Raw genomic sequence first — 17,195 nt, forward strand, 5'->3', positions numbered from 1 at the left:
CGGTTTCTCAACTGTCGTGCTCACATGCCCTTTCGCGCCGAAACCGACCAAGGGAGGGAAGTGCTTTCCCTCCCTTGGATCCCTCCCCGCGTTTTCAAACACGCGCTGTCGCTGGCACGACGGACATGTTCTTTGGCTCCAGCGTGTGGCGCAAAACCCTGCCGCTGCGCGGTGCCTTCTCTCGGTCTTCGAGCCATAGGTCTCGAAGCCGCTCCGTTCAGCAGGATTTTTTGATCGCGCCACCTCACCATTTTTAGAAGAAAAACCTGAGTAATTTTAAGACGTTTTTTTGAAATGATCCGAGCAGGTAAAGTTGTGACCTAAAAAGCCTGTGGCCGCGTTCAAAAATCACGCTGAGGAAGAGGTGGAAAACCGCGCGTCTGTTTGCGCGGGTTGTAACCCGCACCGAGGGCACCGCGCAGCGGCGGGATTTTGCGGCAATAGCAGGAGTCGCTGAAACAGAGCCGGGATGCATGGCACGTGTTTTAAAGAGCCGGAGATTCTTAAGAGGCGCGGCGATAGGCGCCTCTTAAGGCCGGTTTGGGCGGCAGCCCAAGGTCTTGACCTTAAAGCCGGTGCGGGCCGACGCCCACGGACTTGACCTTAAAGCCAGTTTGGATGGCAACCCCAATGTCTAGACGTTGATTTATCCCCGCCCGCCGGCTCCCCCTCGTCGCCTGTGCATCAACAAATACACCGCCGGTATCACCAGCATCGACAATAATGGCGCACTGAGCATCCCCCCGATCATCGGTGCGGCGATGCGTTGCATCACTTCCGAACCTGTTCCGCCGCCCCACATGATAGGTAATAAACCCGCCATAATGGTGGCTACCGTCATGGCTTTCGGCCTTACACGCAGCACCGCTCCGTGGTGAATGGCGTCGCACAGTTCAGCCTCTGTCAGTTCAGTTTTGCCTGTGAGCTGACGCTGCACGGCCTGATTCAGATACAGCACCATAATTACCCCGAATTCTGCTGCCACGCCAGCCAGTGCGATAAAGCCCACTGCGGCCGCGACCGAAAGATTGTAGCTGAGCAGATACAGCAGCCAGACGCCGCCGGTCAGTGCGAAGGGCAACGTCGCCATGATCAGCAGCGCATCACGCACGTTGCTGAAGGTGACGTACAACAGCACGAAAATGATCGCCAGCGTAAATGGCAGAACGATTTTCAGCTTAGCCGTCGCGCGCTCCAGATACTCAAATTGCCCCGACCAGCTCACCGTCACGCCCTCCGGCAACTTCACCTGCTGACTGACCGCCATCTGCATCTCTTCAACGGCGGATTTTAAATCCCGGCCACGCAAATCGACGTAAATCCAGTCCGACAAACGGGCGTTTTCGCTTTTGAGCATCGGCGGACCGTCGGTGACCTTTATCGTCGCCAGCGCCGAGAGCGGCACCTGTGCGCCAGAGGCGGTCAGCACCGGTAAATCTCGCAGCGCTTGTACGTTGTCGCGTAATTCTCGCGGATACCGGAGATTAACCGGATACCGCTCGCGGCCTTCCAATGTTTCTCCGATATTTTCACCCCCTACCAGCGTAGAAACCAGCGATTGCAGCTCGGCGACCGTGACACCGTAACGTGCGGCCTCCCTGCGGTTGATATCAATATCGACATAGCGCCCGCCTTCAAGGCGCTCAGCCAGCGCGGAGGTTACGCCCGGCACGGTTTTGACGATGTGTTCGATCTGCTGCGCAACGGCCTCAATCTGCGCGATGTTATTGCCATTCACCTTGATGCCGACCGGGCTTTTGATGCCGGTCGCCAGCATATCCAGCCGGTTGCGGATCGGCGGCACCCAGACGTTAGCGATGCCAGGCAGCTTCACCGCGTTATCCAGCTCGGTGATGATTTTGTCCGGCGTCATGCCGGGCCGCCACTGGTTGCGCGGTTTGAAACGGATAGTGGTTTCAATCATGGTCAGCGGCGCAGGGTCGGTGGCGCTGTCGGCGCGACCGGCTTTGCCAAATACGCTGGCGACTTCGGGTATGGTTTTGATCAGGCGATCGGTTTGCTGCAACAGCCGCGCGGCTTCGCGGGCGGAAATACCCGGCAGCGTGGAGGGCATATACAATAAATCGCCTTCGTCGAGCGCGGGCATAAATTCGCTGCCGAGTTTTGCCAGCGGGTATAGCGAGACCAGCAGAAAGAGGCCGCTGAATACCAGTGTGGTTTTCGGGCGTTTCAGCACAGCGGACAGCACCGGCTGATAGGCTGCAATCAGCCAGCGGTTAATCGGACTGGCGCTTTCATCAGGGATCTTCCCGCGAATGAAATAGCCCATCAGCACCGGCACCAGCGTGATCCCCAGTCCGGCGGAAACTGCCATCGCGTAGGTCTTAGTGAATGCCAGCGGTGAGAACATCCGTCCTTCCTGCGCTTCGAGCGAAAACACCGGAATAAACGACAGAGTGATGATAAGCAAACTGCAAAATAGCGCCGGACCGACTTCCACGGCTGCGCGCTCCGACACCTGCCAGTAATCGGCAGACGTCGGTTTTTGTCCCGGATGGTCGTGCCGCCATTGTTCGAGCACTTTGTGCATATTCTCGATCATCACAATCGCCGCATCGACCATCGCACCGATGGCAATCGCAATGCCCCCCAGTGACATAATATTGGCGCTGACGCCCTGATAATGCATGACGATAAATGCACCGAGAATGCCGAGCGGCAGGGTGATGATCGCCACCAGCGCCGAGCGGAAGTGGAACAGGAACAGCGCGCAGACCACGGCGACCACCGCGAATTCTTCGAGCAATTTATGTGACAATGTCACGATTGCGCTTTCAATCAGCGGCTGACGGTCGTATACCGGGACGATTTCCACCCCGGCGGGGAGCGTGCGCGCCAGTGCGTTCAACCGCAATTTTACCGCTTTCAGCGTTTCCAGCGCGTTCTTGCCCGAGCGCATCACAATCACGCCCCCGGCGACTTCGCCTTCACCGTTCAGTTCAGCCACGCCGCGTCGCAGTTCCGGGCCGGTGCGCACGGTGGCGACGTCGGAGAGCAGCACCGGAATACCGCTGTTGGCCGTCACCACCACGTTGTTGAAATCCTCCAGACTTTTCAGATAGCCGGAGGTGCGCACCATATATTCGGCTTCGCCCATCTCCAGCAGCGAGCCGCTGCTTTCCTGATTAGCGCTTTGCAACGCGGTCACCAGTTGCTGATGCGTCACACCACGGGCCCGCATCCGCTGCGGATCGGCGACCACCTGATACTGGCGCACCATACCGCCGATGCTGGCAACTTCTGACACATTGGGTACGGTTTTCAGGTCATAACGCAGCGTCCAGTCTTGCAACGCGCGCAGCTGTTCCAGGCTGTGCTTACCGGTTTTATCCACTAACGCATATTCGTAAATCCAGCCAACGCCGGTGGCATCTGGTCCAAGGGAGGCCTTGGCACCGGGCGGCAGTGTGGACTGCACCTGGCTGAGGTATTCCAGCACCCGCGAGCGCGCCCAGTACGGATCGGTGCCGTCGTCGAAAAGCACGTAAACGTAGGCATCGCCGAACATTGAAAAGCCGCGCACCGTTTTGGCGCCCGGCACGGAAAGCAGCGTGGTGGTGAGCGGATAGGTCACCTGATCTTCGATAATTTGCGGTGCTTTACCGGGGTAGCTGACGCGCACAATGACCTGCACGTCGGATAAGTCCGGCAGGGCGTCGAGCGGCGCTTTTTGCAATGACCAGATGCCCCAGACGGCCATCATCAGTGCGGCCAGTAAGACCAGCAGCCGGTTGCGCAGCGACCAGCGGATCACGAAAGCAATCATAAGTGGCCTCCGTGCGCAGGGGTGTTGTGCTCAGGGCCCGTTGACTCAGAGGCGGACGCGGCGGGCAGCGCGCTGCGCAGGCTGGCTTCGGAATCAATCAGGAACTGCCCGGAAATGACTACCCGCTGACCTTCTTTGAGGCCGGAAAGCACCTGCGTCCAGCCGTCGCGCGTCGCGCCGGTCGTGATTTCCTGCGGCGTGAAATGCCCGTTGCCGTCGTCGAGCAGCACCGTGTTTCGGCTGCCGGTCTGGATCAGCGCTTCCTGTGGGAAAGCCAGTACCGGCGCCTGTTGGTCAGCGGCCAGCGTCAGATTGAGATACATACCGGGGCGCAGTTTTTGCTGCGGATTGTCCATCACCACGCGGGCTTTCAGCGTGCGGCTGACTGCATCGACACCCGGCAGCAGTTCGCTGACCGCGCCATGGAAGATTTCCCCCGGCTGGCTGTCAGAACGGGCGGTCACCACACTACCTGCGTGAATCTGAGACGCCGCCGATGGCGGATAATCCATCACGATCCACACCTGTTTCAGGCTGGTCAGCTCAAACAACGGCTGGGTGGCAGTGACCTGCGCGCCTTCACGCACGCTCAGCAAACTGAGATAACCGTCTTCCGGCGCGGTAATGTCGATACGCGTTTGCGGCAGGCCAGTGCGATCCAGGCGTTTAAGTACGTCTTCTGGCATAAACTGCAATGCCAGCCGCTGGCGGGCGGCCGTGCTCAGGGCGTGATCGCCGAGCTGGCGTACCGCCAGATATTCCTGCTGCGCGGCGGTCCAGTCGGGGATCCATAGCGTTGCCAGTTTCTGACCTTTCTTCACCTGCTGCTGACTGGCGGCGACGTACAGTTTCTCCACCAGACCGCTGGCGCGGGCGGCGACGGTGCGCAGGCTGCGCTCGTCAGCTGTAACCGTACCGTAAACGTTCAGCGGCGCGGAGATCACCCGGCGCTGCACGGTTTCACTGCGCATTCCCAGATTTTGCTGCTGACGGGCGCTGACCGTCACGCCGCCGTCGTCCGTCACTTCATCGGCGTAACGCGGCATCAGATCCATATCCATAAACGGTGATTTACCGGGTTTATCGAAACGTTGATCCGGCGTCATCGGGTCATACCAGTACAGCACCTGGCGTTCGGCAGGAACTGCGGCGGTGTGTGTTGCAGCGGGCTGGCTGTGCCGCCCGAGCAGATAACCGGCGGCGAGGGCCGCTATCACGGCCACGGCCAGCAGGCTGTAAGTTTTAGCAGATGTCATCAGTAATTCTCCTGTGGCGCGAGGTAGCGCAGGGCCACCCAATAGCGGGCGACGTCCAGTTCGGCATTGCGTACCGCCAGCTGGCTGTCGAGCAGGCTGCGGCGCGCATCGAGGACCTCATTCAGGCTGCTTTTTCCGGCGCGGTACTGCGCCTGAATCACGCTGATGCGCTGTTGTTGTAGTGGCACAACGTCGTTTTTTTGCCGTTGCCACAGGGTGCTGGCGGCCTGATATTGTGCAATAAGCGTGGTCAGCTGCGCCTGATGATCCCGCACCAGTTGCGCGAGTCGGTCATTGCTTTCCATCGCCATCGATTGATCGGCAGCATGATCTTTGTCCTGCCGCGAGGCGGTAAACAGCGGTAAATCGACGGTAACCATCACGCCCGCCATATCGTCGTAGTCGTCGGCACGATGCGCGTAATAGACTTCAACGCCGACGTCCGGCAGTGCGGCAATCGCCGATTCTGAGGACTTTGACTGCGCGACTTCCGCTTCGCGCCGTGCCTGAATAATTTCCGGATGCTGATCGACGCTGTCCGCCCGCGGTACTTCCGTCGGCAGTGTGCCGACCGGCGGAACAGCGCCGTTGATTTCAGGTTGATCAATGCCTGTCAGCTGGCTCAGGCGGGTACGGGCCAGCTGAACATCGCGTTGCGCCTGGGTGAGTTTGTCCTGCATACCGATGAGTGTCAGGCGAGCGTCGAGCACCGAGGCAGGCAGGGCGCTGCCGCTGCTGACCCCGCCGCGCTGCACGCCAATCTGTCGCTGACTTTCATCCACCAGCTTTTGGATTTGCGTGATGCTCTGTTCGCCGATCGCCAGTTCCATCCAGGCCAGCGCGGCGTCCCTTTGCAGACGGGCGCGGATACTTTGTGTCGACGCCGCCACCTGCCGTGATTCGGCACGTAACGTATCAGCTTTACGCTCGCGCTTACTGCTGCTGACGTAATCCTGCATGATGCCGATGCGTTGCATGGTCATGCCTTCACGGGTAAAGCGGCGGTCGTTGTTGCCGCCGACCGGCAGGTTTTCGATACCAAATTTCAGCTTCGGATCCGGCAACTGCATCGCCGAATCGGCGCGGTTATCCAGTGCGTTGATCTGATGGCGGCTGGCGGAAAGTTCGGCGGAATAATCCTGCGCGGCGACCAGTGCCTGCGGCAGGGAAACGGGTGTGGCAAAGGCGCCAACCGGCATAAAAGCCAGCAGCCATTGCCACGTCACCCAGGGGTGACGCGGTAAAATCAACATGGTGGATCTCCCGGTCAGCGTGTCAGCGGCGTCAGAGTCTGTAACTGATAAGCGGACTCAGTTTTGACAAAGGTGAACGCCACCGGCGTACCAGCGGCCAGGGAGTGGGCGGCGATTTCCGCAGGCAAACGAAAATTCATGGTCATCGCTGGCCATTTGAGTGCAGGAATGGCGTGATGAGAAATACCGACGCGATCGTTCTGCCATTGGGTAATCACCCCTTCAGATTCAAATGTCTGGATGTCTTGCATCGTCATGTGGTCATGAGACATTGGCGTGGCATCGGCAAAGGAATAAGAGGAAATAAAGAACAAGCCGATCGGAATTGTTTTAAAGAATATTTTAAATAAAGCACGCATGGGAAATACTCCAGCTGTTATAGGAAATGAATGGCCATTATTTTGGCAACTAAATTTCATTTAATGTCGGATGCAGAAAAACATCCGTAACAGCGGGATCTATTCTCTAAATCGGCAGAACCGGACTTCAGCAGGAGGGGCGGTGACAGGCGGTGCAACCCAGTCTGCGGTGGTGACGGCGGCGCGCGCATCCACGGTAGTCAGGGTTAAGGTTTGTGCGACCGGTAATGCCAGCAGCGGTATAGCACCACTGTCTGACTGGGTTCTTTCCGGTACGCAATGCTTCTCACACAATATCGACTGGCTCTGCATGTGCTCTGGCGTATCAGGCATTTGCATGAATTCATTGTGCTGCATTTGAGTGTTTTCCACCGGCGGACGCATGTCGCACTGATGGCTGGCGAGTGCCAGTTGGGCGTTCAGCATCAGCCAGCATAATGCGAACAGCAACGCACTGACCCGCTTGCCGGGCAAGCGCAGTGAATGCATAAACTGTGAAATCGCGAAGCGGACTGACATGGCTGAATTATTTTCCGTCGTGAAAGATGCCGATGAGTATATAAGGAATGAAGGGAGGCTGGGAAGCGGAAATATAATAAAGACGGGTTTAAATTGTCAGGAAAATTAAAGACAGCGAATAACAGATGAATATGTTATTCGCTTGTGAATGTTATTCGATGATTATTTATAGCCAGCCGGATTTTTTCAATTTCCAGTACAACCACACGCAGCCGACAAAAGTCACACCGAGCGTCACCGGATACCCCCACCAGTCATCCAGTTCCGGCATGTTTTTAAAGTTCATGCCGTACAGACTGAAGACCACGGTCGGGATTGCCAGAATGGCCCCCCAGCCCGCCAGTCGCTGCACCACTTCGTTCTGATGCACCGACACCAGCGCCAGATTCACGTGCATGGCGTTGGAAAGCATTTCGCGCATGTCGTCAGTGGTTTTAATCACCTGATTAGCGTGATCCTGTACATCGCGGATATAAGCACGCAGGCCTTTCGGCACCAGCTCTTCGTAATGATGGCTGAGCTGATTACAGATATCTTCCATCGGCACCGCGGAATTGCGCAGTGAGAGCAAATCACGACGCAGACGGTACACCTGCTGCACTGCCTGCTGGTTAAAGGTATTTTGGAACATCAGCTTTTCAATGGCATCGAACTGCTCGGTGTACTGATGCAGGATTTCCAGATAGTTATCGACGATGGAGTCCAGAATGCAGTACAACGCATAAGCCGGACCTTTCGCCAGCATGTCCGGGCGTTCTTCGGCGTGATTTCGCACCTGCAAATAGCTCGACGATGCGCCGTGGCGGATAGTGATCAGGAAGTTTTTACCGAGGAACATGTGCGTTTCGCCGTACTCGATGGTTTCTTTCACCTTCTGCGCGGTGTGCGCGACGATAAACAGCGATTCGCCGTACTGCTCGATTTTCGGCCGCTGATGGGCGGTCAGCGCATCTTCAATCGCCAGGTCATGCAGGCCGAATTCCTCCTGAATGCTGCGCATGTAACTGTCTTCCGGCTGCCAAAGCCCAAGCCAGACAAAGGTGTCCGGCTCTTTCAGCACTTCGCTGATGTCCTCAACGGTCACATCTTGCAACCGCTTACCGTCGCGATAGGCAACGCTGTTGATCACTGAATCACAGCTGGGCTTTTTCTCTTCTGTTGCAATGTCGTTCATTATTTCACCCGATTGTTATTCAGGAAAAAATCCCGCTGATGGCAGGATTTTCAGAGTCTGAACAGAATAGCGCAGTCTGGCAAAAATGCGCTGATCGGGAATCTTAAAAGAGTATTTCACCCATCGGTCGAGCGGCTAATTTCTTCCCAGGCGTCGATATCGGCACTCATCTGTTGTAGCTTCTCGCGGACAAACATGACGGCGTCACTGCCGAGCAACAAGGATGCGGGAGGAGCAGGACTGTCGATAAGCCGCAGGATCGCACGGGCTGCCTTTTGCGGGTCGCCGGGTTGATGACCGCTGCGTTTCTCACGTGTTTCGCGGATCGGCCCGAAAAGCGGATCGTAATCACTGATACTGCGAGGCGAGCGCACCATAGAACGTCCCGCCCAGTCAGTGCGAAACGATCCAGGCTGGATGGCGGTCACTGCAATGTTGAACGGTTTGAGTTCTTTGGTCAGGGTTTCGGAAATACCCTGCAAAGCGAATTTACTGCCGCAGTAATAACTGATACCCGGCATGGTGATAAAGCCGCCCATCGACGTTACATTCAGAATATGACCGGCGCGACGTGCGCGGAACGCGGGCAGAAAAGCTTTGATGACAGCGACTGCCCCAAACACGTTAACGTCGAACTGATGCAGTACTTCACTCAGCGGCGACTCTTCCATGATGCCTTCGTGGCCGTAACCGGCGTTGTTCACCAGCACATCGACCGGGCCGCTTTCGCGTTCGACGACTTCTGCCAGCGGGGCGATCGCGTCGAAATCGGTGACATCCAGGATCCAGCCGGTGCTTCGGCCAGGAACCAGTGCATCAAATTCCTGTTTCGCCTGCTGATTGCGCACGGTGCCTGCGACGCGGTGCCCTGCTTTCAGCGCTTCTTCTGCCAGCGCGCGGCCAAAACCGCTGCTGACACCGGTGATAAATAAAAATTTTGACGGGTTCATGATTTACTCCTCTTTAGCGGGAGTTCAAGAATAGAGTGTGAGAAGACAAATCCCCAGACCGGTTCTTCTGAGATGTTTGCCTAATCCTATGCGTCATCTGTACTGGGACAGAATACAGTGTCACACTTCACCCACCTCCCGGTTTATCCATCAGGCAAACAGCACATGACCATCACCACGCGTATGACAGCGCTTCTGGACCAGCTGACACCGCATGAGGGCTACAATCTGACGGTACTGCCGGATGTGCGCTTCCTGCGGTCTGACCGTCCTCTGTTGCGCACACCGGTGCTTTACGAGCCGGGCATTGTAATTGTACTGCAAGGCAGTAAGCGCGGTTTTATGGGCAATGATGTCTATTTGTATGACGCACAGCATTATCTGATGGTTTCTGTGCCCGTGCCGTTTACCATGGAAACCGATGCCAGCGCTGCGGAGCCGATGCTGGCGATTTACATGCGGCTGGATTTTCGCGTGGCGGCTGACCTGCTATTACAACTGGACGCGCAGGGGATGCCGGAAGTTGAATCGCCACGCAGTATGGTTTCCAGCCCGATGGACGAGGCGATGCGCAGCTCCGTGTTGAGATTTTTGCAGGTGATGTCTTCACCCGCAGATGCCGCGATTTTGGGACCGGCGATGATGCGGGAAGTCTATTACCGGGTTCTGACCGGGCCGCAAGGGAAAACCTTGCGCAGTGCGCTGACGATGCAGGGGCAATTCGGCAAAGTGGCGAAAGCGTTGCGTAAAATGCATGCGCAATTTAATTCGCATCTTGATGTAGAGGGGCTGGCAAAAGAGGCGGGAATGAGTGTGCCAACGTTTCACGCTCATTTCAAAACGGTGACTCAGACTTCGCCGATACAGTATCTCAAATCCACTCGTTTGCATCAGGCCAGATTGCTGATGTTGCGCCATGAGCTAACCGCGTCAGCGGCCAGCGCACAGGTAGGGTATGAAAGTGTGTCGCAGTTCAGCCGCGAATTTAAACGTCTTTTCGGGCTGACGCCGCTGAACGAAATAGCGCGTATGAGGCAGAATTTTAATCTTCCTGCCCCGGTTACGCCCTCAGATTTCATCTCATCACATTAAACCGTTACGGTGTCACGCCCGACGTCGTCTGCACTTTTACGTCCGGCGTCGCCGCCGGGCCAAATACAGTATAAGTCGGTAAATCCACGTTCTGATACGGCTCCCAGCCGCCGCCCAGTGCTTTGTACAGTGAGACCAGATCGGTGCTGGTTTTCACTTTCGCTTCGGCGGACTGCTGATGCGCCTGCGCCAGCTGGCGCTGGGCATCGAGCACGTTGATGAAGGTCGAAAGCCCCTGACGGTAGCTGTCACTCGCCAGATCAAATGCCGTCTGCAAGGCTTCGGTAGTCTGGTCTAAGCCGCTGACCTGATCCTGATCGGTACGGTAGCTGACCAGCGCGTTATCCACGTCCTGCAAAGCGGTCAGCACCGTCTGACGATAGTTCAGGGCGGCGTTGGCCTGCTGCGCGCGGGAGAGATGCACGCTGGAAATCAGACGTCCGCCCTGGAAGATCGGTACGGTGACTGATGGCCCCACGGAGTAGAAATGGCTGCTCCAGTTATCGAGATAGCTGGCGTCGGTGTTACGCATCCCGAACTGGCCGGTGAGTGAAATGCTCGGGAAGAGCTGTGCGACCGAGACGCCGATATTCGCTGTGGCAGCGTGCAGATCGGCTTCGGCTTTGCGCACGTCCGGGCGACGGCGCGCCAGCTGTGAGGGCACGCCAACCGGTACGGCAGCGGGCAGGGTGGGCATCGGTTTCGGCGCGATAAGTTCGCCATCCAGCGAGCCCGGCGTCTGGCCGAGTAATACCGCCAGACCGTTCATCGCCTGACGCTCCTGTGCCTGATACTGCGGCAGCTGGGCGCGCAGCGAACCTAACTGAGCACGGGCGTTTTCCACATCGAGCTGTGGCGAAAGACCGTTTTGCTGACGGTTTTGTGTCAGATCCAGCGTCTGCTGCGCGACATCGATCTGTGTTTGAATCGACGCGGTAATACTTTGTGCACCGCGCAGTTGCAGGTAAGCACGGGCAACTTCGGCCTCCAGCGAGACCAGCGCATCGTTACGCTGCTCGATTGAAGACTGGGTCTGCGCATTGGCCGCTTCGACCTGGCGACGGGTGCCGCCGAACAAGTCCAGCTCCCAGCTGGCATCGAAGCTTCCCTGATACAAATCCACCGGCCGCGTCGCGGTGTCGATAGCGCCCGAGGCTTCGGGGCTGAGATCGTTTAGCTGTGAAGAAGCACCGCTCGATTCGAGAATACCTTTCAGGCCGAGCTGCTGCCGGGTGACTTTGGCGTTGCCCTGTACCGAAGGCAACCACGCGCCTTTGGCTTGCGTCACCTGTTCGCGCGCACCGGCGATGCGTAACACCGCCTGCTGCAATGAGATATTCCCGGCAATTGCGCGGGTCACCAGGCTGTCGAGTTGCGGATCGTTAAAGGCTTTCCACCACAGCGGGTTCGGCTCGGAAGGCAGCGCCACAGACGCGCCGTCGGCGTCTTTCGGCTTGCTCAAATCGTTAAATGCCCCCGGCGTCGCGGTCTGCGGTTTCTGATAATCCGGGCCAACGGAGCAGGCGGTGAGGGCGATCGCCATCAATGACAGCGTAAAAAATCGGGTCTTCTCTAACTTCCGGGTCGTATTCAACTTAGTGTGCTCCGGCATTACCTTCGCTCTTAACTGGCGAAAGCAGGAAACAAAATGGGATCAAAATAACGGCGACGATGGCGCAATAACCGAACACATCGATGTAGGCCAGAATGCGCGACTGCGACACCATCTCCTGATACATCCGCGCGGTAGCAAGCTGCATCGGGTCACCCAGCACATGGGCGAAATCGCGAATAGCGGCGGCGCTTTTGGTCACGGCCTGATTAAACTGTTCATTGAGCGGCGACATGTTGTGCACCATATGCGCGCTGTGCGCCTGCGTTCGCTCGGTCACTCCGGCGGTCGCCAGCGAAATGCCAATCGATCCGGCGACGTTACGGAACATGGTGAACAGCGCGGCGGCATCAGCGTTCATCCGCTGCGGAATGGTGATAAACGCGATAGTGGTCAGCGGCACAAACAGGAACCCAAGACCGATTGACTGCGCGCTACGGAACAGCACCAGCGTTTCGAAATCGACGTTTGGTGTCAGTCTTGCCGAATAGACAAACGACGCGGCCAGCAGGAAGAAACCGAAGGCGATGATGTAACGCGTCTGCACAATCGGCATCAGTTTCAATACCAGCGGGATCGACAGCACAATCAGTATCGCGCCTGGCGACATCACCAGCCCAGAAAGCGTCGCGGTATAGCCGAGCTGTTGCTGCGCCAGCTGCGGGATCACCACCGAGCTGCCATAGAGAATCATCGCCATACCGGCCATCAGCAATCCTGCTACAGCAAAGTTTTTATCCTTCAGACAGCGCAGATCGACCACGGGCTTTTTGGCGTACAGCAGCCAGTAAATTGCCCCGACAATCCCGGTCGCCGCCAGTACAGCGAAAGTGACAATAAAGCCGGATTTGAACCAGTCGTCGTCCTCGCCGCGGTCCATCATCACCTGCAAACAACCCAGCCCCAGCGCAATCAGCCCGATACCGATGTAATCGATGCTCAGTTTGCCTTTGGCCTTACGTTCCCATGGCGGATCTTCGAGCAGCTGATAAATCGCCAGCAGGGCGATAATCCCTACCGGAATGTTGATCAAAAACACCCAGCGCCAGCTGAAGTGGTCGGTGATGTAACCGCCGAGCGTCGGGCCGACCACCGGTGCCACGATGATGGCAATCGAAGAGAGGCCAAACGCCTTACCGCGATCGGCAGGTTTGAAGTAATCAAGCAGAACCGATTGCTGGATGGGCTGCAAACCGCCGCCGAAGAAGCCCTGCAAAATGCGGAATAAAATCATCTGCCACAGTTCGGTGGCGATCCCGCACAGGAATGAGCAAACGGTAAACATCCCGATACAGATCAGGAAATAAGTTTTACGCCCCATCACGCGGCTGAGGAATGCGGAAATCGGCAATACAATGCCGTTGGCGACTAAGTAGGAAGTCAGCACCCACGTCGATTCGTCATAGCTGGAAGAGAGCGAACCGGCGACGTGCGGCAGCGCCACGTTGACTATCGTGGTGTCCAGAATTTCCATGAACACCGCGATGGTGACAACGGCAGCAACTGCCCAGGGATTGGCCTTGGGTTTCCAGTAACTGCGATCTTCGGTCATTCGACGGTCACCGTCGGATCAACAGACAGGCCGAGTGGCAGAGGCTGTTTCGGATCCAGACCACTGTCGATGACGATTTTGACCGGTACACGCTGAACGATTTTCACGTAGTTACCGGTGGCGTTTTCCGCCGGGAAGGCCGAGAAACGTGAGCCGGTACCTTGCTGAACGCTGTCAACGTGGCCTTGCAATTTGATATCGGGATAAGCATCCACGGTGATTTCGACTTTGTTGCCCGGACGCATGCGCTCAAGCTGAGATTCTTTAAAGTTAGCCGCCACCCAGATATCTTTAGAAACGACCGAGAAAAGTGACGAACCGGCCTGCACCAGCGTGCCGAGCTGCACATTACGCTTGGTGACGTAGCCGTCAAACGGTGCACGCACCTGGGCATAAGACAGATTCAGCGTGGCGCTTTCCAGCTGAGCTTTCGCCTGCTCAACCTGTTGCTGACGGGCTTCAACGTTGGTTTCGGCCTGGCGGATTTGCAGCTGAACCTGCGCGGCAACCTGCACCTGCGCTTTTGCATTCTCTAAATCCGCAGCGGCAGAACGCACCTGCGCGTTAGAAGAATCGATATTCTGTTGCGTGGTGGCACGCGGATCGACACCGCGCTGACGGCGGAAATCGGCGGTGGCATTCATCAGACTGGCTTCGGCGCGGGTTTGCTGAGCTTTAGCCTGCGCAAGCTGTGCGGGATATTGCACTTTTGCCAGATCAAACTGCACCTGCGCCTGATGCAGCTGCGCGACGGCCAGTCCGAGCTGAGCCTGTGCCTGATCGCGTTGCGCGGTGGCGTCACGCGGGTCAATCTCCACCAGCAAATCGCCTTTTTTGACGAACTGGTTATCTTTTACCGACAGGCTGGTCACATAACCGGCAATTTTCGGTGCGATAGTGACGGCATCTCCTTCGATAAAGGCGTCATCGGTATTGACCTGATCTTTGGTCATCAGCCACCAGACCAGCGCGACCACCAACATAATCACGACGACAACCCCCAGAATAATCAGCGGTTTTTTACCGGGACCTTTGCCTTTAGCATCGGCCTCATCGCTGTCTTTAGGGTCTTTTTCATTCCCGGGATTTTTGCTGTGTCCTTCTCCCGATTTGATCTGACTGGAATCATATTCACTGTTTGCGTCATCCGACGCGGAAGGTTGTGGCTGGTTATCGTTTGTCATAATGCTCTTCTGATTATCGGCGGGGCTGACCGGAACATGGAAATCTTGTTTTAACCTAGATTGTATTGATGTAAATGCAAGTAAATATAGGTCAACAAACCTTAGTGAGGGCACGAAGATCCAAACCATAGGGAAGCTCCGAAAACAGCAAAAGGATGTATAATGCTGAGCTGGTATTTGTATTTTTCAAATAAAGTTGATTTTCTGCTTCAGGAACTTCCCGTGATGACTTCCCAAACTGCTGTACTTTTGTGGGGCAAACTATGAGCCGTCCTGCACCTTCTTATAAGGGTCTGACGCGTATTGCGTCGCTGGTGTCGCTGTGCGTGGCGCTGATTCTGGTCTGCGTGAAAGTCTGGGCCTGGGCGGCGACCGGCTCGATCGCACTACTCACTTCGGCGGCTGATGGGCTGGTGGACGTGCTGGCGTCGATGGTCACACTGATTGGCGTGCGCTATGCGCTGCGCCCGGCGGATAAGGGGCACCGTTATGGTCACGGTAAGGCTGAGGCCGTAGCGGCGTTTGTACAGGCACTGCTGCTGGGCGCAGCGGGGCTGGTACTTGGTGGCGAATCAATCGGCCGCATCATTAACCCGCAACCGCTGGCGCAGCTCGGTTTAGGTATCTGGGTCATTATCGGCAGCTCGATTGCCGCTACCGGTCTGGTACTGATGCAAACTTATGTCGTGAAACGCACTGGTTCGACGGCTATCGCCGCTGACCGTGCGCACTACGTGACAGATGTGGCGGTGAACATCGCGGTGCTGGTGGCGCTGATCCTCGAGCGTCATCTCGGCTGGACTCGTTCGGATTCCATCGGCGCATTGCTGATTTCCTTCTATATGATCTGGAACGCCCGCGGCATGGCGGCGGATGCGCTTAAACAGTTGCTGGACCGGGAGCTGGATATCGTGGATCGCAAGCGGGTGAAAGCGGCGGTACTGAGCGTTGAAGGTGTGCGCGGCGTGCATGACATCCGCACACGCAACGGCGGCGACCGCGTATTTGTCGAATTCCATCTCGAAGTGGACGGTAACCTGACGGTAGATATCGGCCATGAAATTGGTGACGCGGCTGAAATGGCAGTCGGTAAACTGTTTAAATTCGCCGATGTCACCGCGCATCTCGAGCCTGACGGCATTGACGATGACCGGCTGGATAACGTACTGCTCTGAGTTCTTTTAAATTTCTCTAAAATAACCGGCCCGTCAGAACGATGACGGGCGGACGTCATGAAATTGCGTGCAATTTTTCATTGCTCAGTCAGTGTGTTCGCATGCCCGCCGCCGCCATCAGCAGCTTAAAGACGGAGGCAACGGCAAACAGCGCCAGCACGCTGCCCAGCCAGATCATCGCCATCCAGCCGATGCGTTTCCAGAAAGGTTGTTTGATGACGGTATCATCGTCCATTTCTCGGATCAGTTTTCTCATTATTCACCTCGCGCTTATCAGTGATAGCCCTGTTCCGGCGTCACCTTTCCCCGGAATACGTAGTAGCTCCAGAAGGTGTAGACCAGAATGATAGGGATGATAAACAGCGCGCCGACCAGCATAAAACCCTGACTCTGTGGCGGCGACGCGGCTTCCCAGATGGAAATCGACGGCGGAATGATGTTCGGCCAGATGCTGATCCCAAGGCCGGTATAGCCGAGGAAGACCAGCGCCAGCGTCAGCAGGAACGGCGTATGATGCGCCTGGCGGTTTACTGCCCGCAGCATCCACACTGAAACCAGCACCACCAGCACCGGTACGGGCAGGAACCAGAACAGGTTTGGCCGCGTGAACCAGCGGGCGGCGATGTCGCCGTGAGTGAGCGGCGTCCAGATGCTAATGATCGCCAGCACCGCCAGCAGGGTGAACAGCAGCGGTTTAACGCGGCTGTGCATGTTTTCCTGCAATGCGCCTTCGGTTTTCATAATCAGCCAGGTGCAGCCGAGCAGGGCGTAAGCCACCACCAGACCCAATCCGCAGAACAGATTAAACGGCGTCAGCCAGTCCAGCGCGCCGCCCGCGTAAGCGCGGTTCACCACCGGAATACCGCTGATTACCGCACCCAGCACCACGCCCTGACAGAAGGTCGCCAGCACCGAGCCGCCGATAAACGACTTATCCCACACGTGACGCTTCTCCGCGCTGGCCTTAAAGCGGAACTCAAACGCCACGCCGCGAAAGATAAGCCCGAACAGCATCAGCGTCAGCGGGATCGCCAGCGCATCCAGAATGACCGAATAGGCCAGCGGAAATGCACCGAACAGCCCCGCACCGCCGAGCACCAGCCAGGTTTCGTTGCCGTCCCAGACAGGCGCGACGGTGTTCATCATCACGTCACGCTCATGTTCTGCTTTGACCAGCGGAAACAGCAGGCCGATCCCGAGGTCGAAACCATCCATGACCACGTACATCATCACGCCAAAGACGATGATCAAAAACCAAATCAGCGGAAGATCGATACCCATA

At 56.9% G+C, this 17,195-nt stretch carries 14 protein-coding genes; 2 read left to right on the plus strand and 12 right to left on the minus strand.

What is annotated here, in order from left to right:
* Positions 1 to 646 precede the first annotated feature (646 nt).
* The 7 genes from GE278_09810 to GE278_09840 form a co-directional block, all read right to left on the minus strand.
* Positions 647 to 3,787, minus strand: a complete 3,141-nt coding sequence (locus GE278_09810; GenBank protein QLK61031.1) for a CusA/CzcA family heavy metal efflux RND transporter — start codon at positions 3,785 to 3,787, stop codon at positions 647 to 649.
* Positions 3,784 to 5,043, minus strand: a complete 1,260-nt coding sequence (locus GE278_09815; protein ID QLK61032.1) for an efflux RND transporter periplasmic adaptor subunit — start codon at positions 5,041 to 5,043, stop codon at positions 3,784 to 3,786. The genes GE278_09810 and GE278_09815 overlap by 4 nt, the downstream gene beginning before the upstream one ends.
* A complete protein-coding gene (locus tag GE278_09820; GenBank protein QLK61033.1) occupies positions 5,043 to 6,296 on the minus strand; it encodes a heavy metal RND transporter in 1,254 nt (417 codons plus the stop codon). The genes GE278_09815 and GE278_09820 overlap by 1 nt, the downstream gene beginning before the upstream one ends.
* 14 nt (positions 6,297 to 6,310) lie before the next feature.
* Complete coding sequence (locus tag GE278_09825; protein QLK61034.1) at positions 6,311 to 6,655, minus strand: hypothetical protein; 345 nt, start codon at positions 6,653 to 6,655, stop codon at positions 6,311 to 6,313.
* Positions 6,656 to 6,754: 99 nt separating this feature from the next.
* A complete protein-coding gene (locus GE278_09830) occupies positions 6,755 to 7,174 on the minus strand; it encodes a hypothetical protein (protein QLK61035.1) in 420 nt (139 codons plus the stop codon).
* Between the two features lie 166 nt (positions 7,175 to 7,340).
* Positions 7,341 to 8,348, minus strand: a complete 1,008-nt coding sequence (gene corA / locus GE278_09835; protein ID QLK61036.1) for a magnesium/cobalt transporter CorA — start codon at positions 8,346 to 8,348, stop codon at positions 7,341 to 7,343.
* Between the two features lie 116 nt (positions 8,349 to 8,464).
* Positions 8,465 to 9,298, minus strand: coding sequence for an SDR family NAD(P)-dependent oxidoreductase (locus tag GE278_09840; protein ID QLK61037.1), 834 nt, complete (start codon positions 9,296 to 9,298; stop codon positions 8,465 to 8,467).
* 165 nt (positions 9,299 to 9,463) lie between these two features.
* On the opposite strand from GE278_09840, the gene GE278_09845 reads away from it, so the two are divergent.
* A complete protein-coding gene (locus GE278_09845) occupies positions 9,464 to 10,390 on the plus strand; it encodes a helix-turn-helix domain-containing protein (protein ID QLK61038.1) in 927 nt (308 codons plus the stop codon).
* 4 nt (positions 10,391 to 10,394) lie between these two features.
* Here GE278_09845 and GE278_09850 read toward each other — a convergent pair whose 3' ends face one another.
* The 3 genes from GE278_09850 to GE278_09860 are packed head-to-tail and all read right to left on the minus strand — an operon-like array spanning position 10,395 to position 14,738.
* The gene (locus tag GE278_09850; protein ID QLK61039.1) at positions 10,395 to 12,002 is read right to left on the minus strand and encodes an efflux transporter outer membrane subunit; all 1,608 of its coding nucleotides are present in this window, start codon (positions 12,000 to 12,002) and stop codon (positions 10,395 to 10,397) included.
* Positions 11,986 to 13,554: a DHA2 family efflux MFS transporter permease subunit gene (locus GE278_09855; protein QLK61040.1), complete on the minus strand. Its 1,569-nt coding sequence runs from the start codon at positions 13,552 to 13,554 to the stop codon at positions 11,986 to 11,988. The genes GE278_09850 and GE278_09855 overlap by 17 nt, the downstream gene beginning before the upstream one ends.
* Complete coding sequence (locus GE278_09860) at positions 13,551 to 14,738, minus strand: biotin/lipoyl-binding protein (GenBank protein ID QLK61041.1); 1,188 nt, start codon at positions 14,736 to 14,738, stop codon at positions 13,551 to 13,553. The genes GE278_09855 and GE278_09860 overlap by 4 nt, the downstream gene beginning before the upstream one ends.
* Before the next feature lie 263 nt (positions 14,739 to 15,001).
* Here GE278_09860 and GE278_09865 point away from each other — a divergent pair, with 263 nt between their 5' ends.
* A complete protein-coding gene (locus tag GE278_09865; protein ID QLK61042.1) occupies positions 15,002 to 15,913 on the plus strand; it encodes a cation diffusion facilitator family transporter in 912 nt (303 codons plus the stop codon).
* Positions 15,914 to 16,001: 88 nt separating this feature from the next.
* Here the strand turns inward: GE278_09865 and GE278_09870 are convergent, their stop codons facing one another.
* Complete coding sequence (locus GE278_09870; GenBank protein ID QLK61043.1) at positions 16,002 to 16,169, minus strand: DUF2474 family protein; 168 nt, start codon at positions 16,167 to 16,169, stop codon at positions 16,002 to 16,004.
* Between the two features lie 17 nt (positions 16,170 to 16,186).
* Positions 16,187 to 17,194 carry a cytochrome d ubiquinol oxidase subunit II gene (gene cydB / locus GE278_09875; GenBank protein ID QLK61044.1) on the minus strand — a complete coding sequence of 336 codons (1,008 nt, stop codon included), beginning with the start codon at positions 17,192 to 17,194 and terminating at the stop codon, positions 16,187 to 16,189.
* Between the last annotated feature and the right edge of the window lies 1 nt (position 17,195).

The sequence above is a fragment of the Enterobacteriaceae bacterium Kacie_13 genome (assembly GCA_013457415.1).
In the GTDB taxonomy this organism is placed as follows: domain Bacteria; phylum Pseudomonadota; class Gammaproteobacteria; order Enterobacterales; family Enterobacteriaceae; genus Rahnella.

What these genes read in the sequence shown, in the direction of transcription:
- GE278_09810 (QLK61031.1), bottom strand. Translation starts at nt 3,787, where the DNA reads ATGATTGCTTTCGTGATCCGCTGGTCGCTGCGCAACCGGCTGCTGGTC.
- GE278_09815 (QLK61032.1), bottom strand. Translation starts at nt 5,043, where the DNA reads ATGACATCTGCTAAAACTTACAGCCTGCTGGCCGTGGCCGTGATAGCG.
- GE278_09820 (QLK61033.1), bottom strand. Translation starts at nt 6,296, where the DNA reads ATGTTGATTTTACCGCGTCACCCCTGGGTGACGTGGCAATGGCTGCTG.
- GE278_09825 (QLK61034.1), bottom strand. Translation starts at nt 6,655, where the DNA reads ATGCGTGCTTTATTTAAAATATTCTTTAAAACAATTCCGATCGGCTTG.
- GE278_09830 (QLK61035.1), bottom strand. Translation starts at nt 7,174, where the DNA reads ATGTCAGTCCGCTTCGCGATTTCACAGTTTATGCATTCACTGCGCTTG.
- corA (QLK61036.1), bottom strand. Translation starts at nt 8,348, where the DNA reads ATGAACGACATTGCAACAGAAGAGAAAAAGCCCAGCTGTGATTCAGTG.
- GE278_09840 (QLK61037.1), bottom strand. Translation starts at nt 9,298, where the DNA reads ATGAACCCGTCAAAATTTTTATTTATCACCGGTGTCAGCAGCGGTTTT.
- GE278_09845 (QLK61038.1), top strand. Translation starts at nt 9,464, where the DNA reads ATGACCATCACCACGCGTATGACAGCGCTTCTGGACCAGCTGACACCG.
- GE278_09850 (QLK61039.1), bottom strand. Translation starts at nt 12,002, where the DNA reads ATGCCGGAGCACACTAAGTTGAATACGACCCGGAAGTTAGAGAAGACC.
- GE278_09855 (QLK61040.1), bottom strand. Translation starts at nt 13,554, where the DNA reads ATGACCGAAGATCGCAGTTACTGGAAACCCAAGGCCAATCCCTGGGCA.
- GE278_09860 (QLK61041.1), bottom strand. Translation starts at nt 14,738, where the DNA reads ATGACAAACGATAACCAGCCACAACCTTCCGCGTCGGATGACGCAAAC.
- GE278_09865 (QLK61042.1), top strand. Translation starts at nt 15,002, where the DNA reads ATGAGCCGTCCTGCACCTTCTTATAAGGGTCTGACGCGTATTGCGTCG.
- GE278_09870 (QLK61043.1), bottom strand. Translation starts at nt 16,169, where the DNA reads ATGAGAAAACTGATCCGAGAAATGGACGATGATACCGTCATCAAACAA.
- cydB (QLK61044.1), bottom strand. Translation starts at nt 17,194, where the DNA reads ATGGGTATCGATCTTCCGCTGATTTGGTTTTTGATCATCGTCTTTGGC.